The sequence below is a fragment of the Methylobacterium indicum genome, from assembly GCF_001043895.1.
Lineage (GTDB): Bacteria > Pseudomonadota > Alphaproteobacteria > Rhizobiales > Beijerinckiaceae > Methylobacterium > Methylobacterium indicum.
In genome coordinates, this window is record NZ_JTHF01000372.1 from 1 (window position 1) to 5885 (window position 5885).

At 69.3% G+C, this 5885-nt stretch carries 6 protein-coding genes; 5 read left to right on the forward strand and 1 reads right to left on the reverse strand.

Going from position 1 to position 5885, the window contains the following annotated elements; genetic code table 11:
• The first annotated feature begins 45 nt into the window (after positions 1-45).
• The 4 genes from QR78_RS30205 to QR78_RS30220 are packed head-to-tail and all read left to right on the forward strand — an operon-like array spanning position 46 to position 4530.
• The gene (locus QR78_RS30205; protein ID WP_425284306.1) at positions 46-1878 is read left to right on the forward strand and encodes an ABC transporter substrate-binding protein; all 1833 of its coding nucleotides are present in this window, start codon (positions 46-48) and stop codon (positions 1876-1878) included.
• Entirely contained in the window at positions 1875-2900 is a 1026-nt protein-coding gene (locus QR78_RS30210; RefSeq protein ID WP_048431328.1) for an ABC transporter permease, read from the forward strand. Before QR78_RS30205 ends, QR78_RS30210 begins: the two co-directional genes overlap by 4 nt.
• Entirely contained in the window at positions 2897-4063 is a 1167-nt protein-coding gene (locus QR78_RS30215) for an ABC transporter permease (RefSeq protein ID WP_048431329.1), read from the forward strand. Before QR78_RS30210 ends, QR78_RS30215 begins: the two co-directional genes overlap by 4 nt.
• Positions 4064-4065: 2 nt before the next feature.
• On the forward strand, positions 4066-4530 hold the full coding sequence (locus QR78_RS30220; RefSeq protein WP_048431330.1) for an NUDIX hydrolase: 465 nt from the start codon (positions 4066-4068) through the stop codon (positions 4528-4530).
• 130 nt (positions 4531-4660) lie between these two features.
• On the opposite strand, the gene QR78_RS30225 is transcribed toward QR78_RS30220, so the two are convergent.
• On the reverse strand, positions 4661-4855 hold the full coding sequence (locus tag QR78_RS30225; RefSeq protein WP_048431331.1) for a hypothetical protein: 195 nt from the start codon (positions 4853-4855) through the stop codon (positions 4661-4663).
• A 462-nt stretch (positions 4856-5317) separates the two neighbouring features.
• Between QR78_RS30225 and QR78_RS30230 the strand changes: the two genes are divergently transcribed.
• Positions 5318-5885, forward strand: a 568-nt coding sequence (locus QR78_RS30230; protein ID WP_425284305.1) for a sigma-70 family RNA polymerase sigma factor, incomplete at its 3' end; no start/stop codon positions are given.

Sequence of the window (5885 nt, forward strand, 5' to 3'; positions counted from 1 at the left end):
CCGCAGAGGGGGGAGGGTCGGTGGTGCGGCGCCGTCCTGTCGGTTCTGCTGGCGCTCCTTGCCTCCCCCGCCCTCGCCGCCGAAACCTCCGACCGCCTGCCCAAGCAACCCCTCCTCGTCGATCCCGCCGCCCACGGCCGCCGGATCGGCAAGCCGGGCGGCGACATCGTCACCCTGGTCTCGAAGGCCCGGGACATCCGCTACATCTCGACCTACAGCTACACCCGCCTCGTCGGCTACGACGAGACGCTGGGATTGAAGCCCGACATCCTCGAAAAGGTCGAGAACGACGGCGACAGGGTCTTCACCTTCACGATCCGCGACGGCCACCGCTGGTCCGACGGCCAGCCCTTCACGGCGGAGGATTTTCGCTACTGGTGGGAGGATGTGGCGCTCAACAAGGAGTTGAGCCCGTCCGGCCCGCCGGAATTCATGCTGGTCGACGGTGCGATGCCGCGCTTCGAGGTGGTCGATCCGCTCCACGTCCGCTTCACCTGGGACAAGCCGAATCCCCGCTTCCTGCCGGAACTCGCCTCGCCGCGCGATCCCTTCATCTACCGGCCGGCCCACTACCTGAAGAAATTCAACGTCAAGTACACGCCGAAGGCCGAGATCGAGCCGCTGGTGAAGCAGGCCAAGGTCAAGGGCTGGGCGGCGCTCCACAACCGGCTCGACGCGATGTTCGAGCAGACCAACCCGGATCTCCCGACGCTGCAGCCCTGGCGCGTGACCAACACCGCGCCGGCCGCCCGCTTCGTCTTCGTGCGCAACCCCTATTACCACCGGGTCGACACCAACGGGCAGCAACTCCCCTACATCGACAAGGTCAACATGGACGTGGCGGCCGGCGGTCTTCTCGCCGCCAAGGCCAATGCCGGCGAGGCCGACCTGTTGTTTCGCGGCCTCAACATGGAGGATATCCCGATCCTGCGGGAGGGCGAGCGCGCCAAGGGCTACCGCACCCATCTCTGGCCCACCGCCCGCGGCTCGGAACTGGCGCTCTATCCCAACCTGACGGTGACCGACCCGGTCTGGCGCGCGCTCAACCGCGACCTGCGCTACCGCCGGGCGCTGTCCCTCGCCATCGACCGGCGGACCCTCAACAACGCCCTGCTGTTCGGGCTCGGCACCGAGGGCAACGACACGGTGGTGGAGGCCAGCCCCCTCTACAAGCCCGACTACCGCACCCTCTATGCCGGCTACGACCCCGGGGAGGCGTCCCGCCTCCTCGACGAGGTCGGGCTGACGCAGCGCAACGGCGCCGGCATCCGGCTCCTGCCCGACGGGCGCGAGCTCGAGATCGTGGTCGAGACCGACGGCGAGAGCAGCATGCTCACCGACGGGCTGACCCTGATCTCGGAATTCTGGCGCGAGGTCGGCGTCAAGCTGTTCGTCAAGCCGCAGGACCGCACGGTCCTGCGCAACCGCGCCTATTCCGGCGCCGCCGTGATGGTGGCGGCGCAGGGCCTCGACCTCGCGATGCCGACCGCCGACATGTCGCCCGACGAACTCGCCCCGGTCCACCAGGACACCTATGCCTGGCCGAAATGGGGCCAGTACGTCGAGACCAAGGGCAAGGAAGGCGAGCCCTGCGACATCCCCGCCGCGAAGGTGCTGATCGACCTCAACGCCCGCTGGATGGCGACCGCCGACAACACCGAGCAGGCCAAGATCTGGGGCGAGATGCTGCAGAACCGGGCCGAGAACCAGTGGGTGATCGGCACCGTGTCGGGGGCGTTGCAGCCGGTGGTCGCCAAGACCCGGCTCCTCAACGTGCCCGACAAGGAAATCTACAGCTGGAAACCGACCGCGCTGATCGGGATCTACCGCATGGACGAGTTCTACTGGGGCCCGAGCCCGAAGGAGGCCGCGCGGTGATCCGCTATCTCGCCCGCCGCCTCCTCACCATGGCGGCCACGCTTCTCGTCATCTCGGCCCTCGTCTTCGTCATCATCAAGCTGCCGCCGGGCGACTTCCTCACCAACCAGATCGCCGAATTGCGCTCGCAGGGCGAGGCGGCGTCGGTCGCCAAGGCGCAGTTCCTGATGCAGCAATACGGCCTCGACCGCCCGGTCTGGGAGCAGTACCTGCGCTGGATCGGGCTGTGGCCCAACCCCGAGGGCGCCTTCAACGGCCTGATCCAGGGCAATTGGGGCTGGTCGTTCGAGTATGACCGTCCGGTGCGCGAGGTGGTGGGCGACGCGCTCTGGTTGACGCTCGTCGTCAACCTCGCCGTTGTGGTCTTCGTCCACCTCGTCTCGATCCCGATCGCGATCTACTCGGCGACGCGGCAATACTCGCTCGGCGACTATGTGGCGACCTTCATCGGCTATATCGGGCTCGCCACCCCGTCCTTCCTCCTGGCGCTGGTGATGCTGTTCTACGCCAACCGCTGGTTCGGGGTGTCGATCGGCGGGCTCTACGACAGTGCCTATGCGGGCCAGCCCTGGACCTGGGACAAGCTTCGCTCGCTCATGGCCCACCTCGTCGTGCCGACCCTGGTGATCGGGTTGGGCGGCACCGCCGCGATGATCCGGCGGATGCGCGCCAACCTCCTCGACGAGCTCGCCAAGCAATACGTCGTCACCGCCCGCGCCAAGGGGCTGCCGCCGACCCGGGCGCTGCTGAAATACCCGTTCCGGATGTCGCTCAACCCGTTCATCGCCGATATCGGCAACCTTCTCCCGCACCTGATCTCGGGCTCGGTGCTGGTGTCGCTGGTGCTCAGCCTGCCGACCGTCGGGCCGATCCTGCTCGCCGCCCTCAAGAGCCAGGACCAGTTCCTGGCCGGCTTCATCCTGATGTTCGTGGCGATGCTGACCGTGATCGGCATGCTGGTCTCCGACCTGCTGCTCGCTTGGCTCGATCCGCGCATCCGCCTCGGAGGGGACGGCCGATGACCCTCGGCTTACGCGACCGGCCGCACCACTTCGTCGATCCCGCGCCCTTCGATCCGGGCCGCACCGAGCCGGTGGGGGCGGAGAGCAGCGCCGTCGACCGCGCCTCGTCCTGGCGCCTGACCTGGTGGAAGTTCCGCAAGCACCGGGTGGCGGTGGCGGCGGGGCTGATCCTGATCGCCTTCTACGCCCTGATCCCCTTCGTCGAGGTGATCGCGCCCTATAACCCGGCCAAGCGCCACGGCGACTATCTGTACGCGCCGCCCCAGAGCGTTCATCTGTTCCACGAGGGCCGCTTCGTCGGGCCCTACACACATCCCTACCACTTCACCTTCAACCTCGAGACCTTCCACCGCGACTACACGGTCGACCGCACCAAGGCGCAGCCCCTGCGCTTTGTCTGCCGCGGCGATTCCTATGCGTTCTGGGGCGTGATCGACACCGACTGGCACCTCGTCTGCCCACCCGAGAACGGAACGATGTTCCTGCTCGGCACCGACCGGCTCGGGCGCGACCTCCTCTCGCGGATCGTCTCGGGGACCCGGATCTCGCTCACAGTCGGCCTCGTCGGCATCGCGGTGTCCTTCGCCCTCGGTCTCTTCTTCGGCGGGCTCGCCGGCTATCTCGGCGGCTGGGTCGACAACGTGATCCAGCGGGTGATCGAGATCCTGCGCTCGCTGCCCGAACTGCCGCTCTGGCTCGCGCTCTCGGCGGCGCTGCCGCCGAACTGGAGCCCGATCCTGGTCTTCTTCGGCATCACGCTGATCCTCGGGCTCCTCGACTGGCCGGGCCTCGCCCGCGCCGTTCGGTCGAAGCTCCTGGCGTTGCGCGAGGAGGATTACGTCCGCGCCGCCGAGCTGATGGGGGCCTCGAAGACGCGGATCATCGCCCGCCACCTGATTCCGAACTTCATGAGCCACCTGATCGCCTCGGCGACCCTGTCGATCCCCTCGATGATCCTCGGCGAGACGGCTTTGTCGTTCCTGGGGCTCGGCCTGCGTCCGCCGGTGACGAGCTGGGGCGTGCTCCTCAACGAGGCCCAGAACCTCGCGGCGGTGCAGCTCCATCCCTGGCTGCTGGCGCCGATCCTGCCGGTGGTGATCGTGGTGCTGGCCTTCAACTTCCTCGGCGACGGCCTGCGCGACGCGGCCGATCCGTACCACTAGCGATGCGCGAACGCCCCGCCGCCCGGCTCCTCGTCCTCGACGGCGAGGACAGGCTGCTCCTGTTCCGCTTCGCGTTCCGGACGGGGGCGCTCGCCGGGGAAGAATACTGGGCGACGCCGGGCGGCGGCGTCGAGCCGGGCGAGAGCTTTTCCGAGGCCGCGATCCGGGAGCTGCGGGAGGAGACCGGCCTGACCTGCCCGGAGACGGCGCCGGAGGTCGGCACGTGCCGCTTCACGATGCAATTGTCGGACGGGGAGTGGGTCGAGGCCGAGGAGCGCTTCTTCGCGGTCCGGGCGGGGATCGATCCCCTCTCCCGCGACGGCTGGACGGAGAACGAGGTCGAGGTCCTGGCCGAGCACCGCTGGTGGACGCGGGCCGCGCTCGCCGCTCCCCCGATGCAGGTCTACCCCGAGGATATCCTGACCTACTACGACGCGGCCCTCGCCGCCCTGGAGGGTCCCGCGTGATGCCGCGGGACCGGTGCAGGCTCTGCCGCTCAGCAGATTTCGCCGAAGTTGACACCGGTTCGGCGGCAAGAATCTGCGACGAAACAAGACCCCAAGCGGGCGAAGCGTTGGCCTGCCAACGCAGGTCTGCTTAGAGGTCGGCCTCCTCGGCGTCGAGCGATGCGAGATCGGTGCGCGCCTGCGAGATCAGGCGGGCATGCTGGAGCTGGAGGGCGCGGCTGTTGGCGCCCAGGCCCGCCGAGGAGCGGATCTCCGCGAGCGTCCGTTCGTAGTCCGCGAGCTGCGCTTCGAGACGGCGACGGCGTTCCGTGAGGGTATGCGGCATTCCGGGTTCCCTTGGATGTCGGGCGGGCCCGCCGGTGAGGCAGGCCGGCCATGAGCCAAGCCTGGCCGCCGGAACGGCCAAGCTCTGCCGAGCATGGTCACGGATGCGGCGAGAATGCGGCATGGCCGCCCCAATGCGGCTCGCCCGGCAGGCGCCGGTGTCCGGGACCCGGAACCGGTCGCTGAGGCCAGCGCGACGACATCGGCCACGCCGCTCTCCGCCTCGTCAGCCTCCGGGTCGGCACCGCGATGGTCGGCGTCGACACCGCCCCCTACCCGACCGTGTGCCGGATCGCCGGGGACGGCCTGTCCCACAACGCCGTCGCGAGGGCGCAGGGGACGGCAGTCCGGTGCGCCGGCGTGAGGGCTTGGCAACCGGCGATCACGTGGATGTGAACCCGCTTCACGCAAGGGTGGATGGAAGCGGGATTAGATCGGGCCCGGCACACGTTCACCCATTATGATGCTTCGCAAGCGCCCCGACGTCCTCGACCTCCTGGTGCCGCTCCGGCGCTACGCCCGGTCCCTGACGCGCGATTCCGCGCAGGCCGACGACCTCGTGCACGACACCCTCGTGCGCGCCCTCGAACGCCAGGGCACCCTGCGGCCGGGGACCAACCTGCGCACCTGGCTGATGACGGTGCTGCACAACGCCTTCATCGACGACCAGCGCCGCCGGAAGGTCGAAGCGCGCTACGCCGACGCTCTCGGCCACATCGTCGAGGAGGCGACGCCGCCGGCCCAGGAAGGGCATGTGCGCCTCGCCCAGGTGCGGGAGGCGTTCGGCCGGCTGCCGGCGGAGCAGCGCGAGGCCCTGCACCTCGTGACGATCGAGGGGCTGGCCTACCAGGAGGCCGCCGACGTCCTCGGCATCCCGATCGGCACGCTGATGTCGCGCCTCGGACGGGCCCGGGCGGCGTTGCGCACCATCGAGAGCGGCGGGGGCACCCGCCAGACCGAAGCCGAGGACGCGCCGGCCAGGGCCACCCCGCGCCTGCGCGTGGTCGATGGCGGGGCCGGCCCCGCGAGGG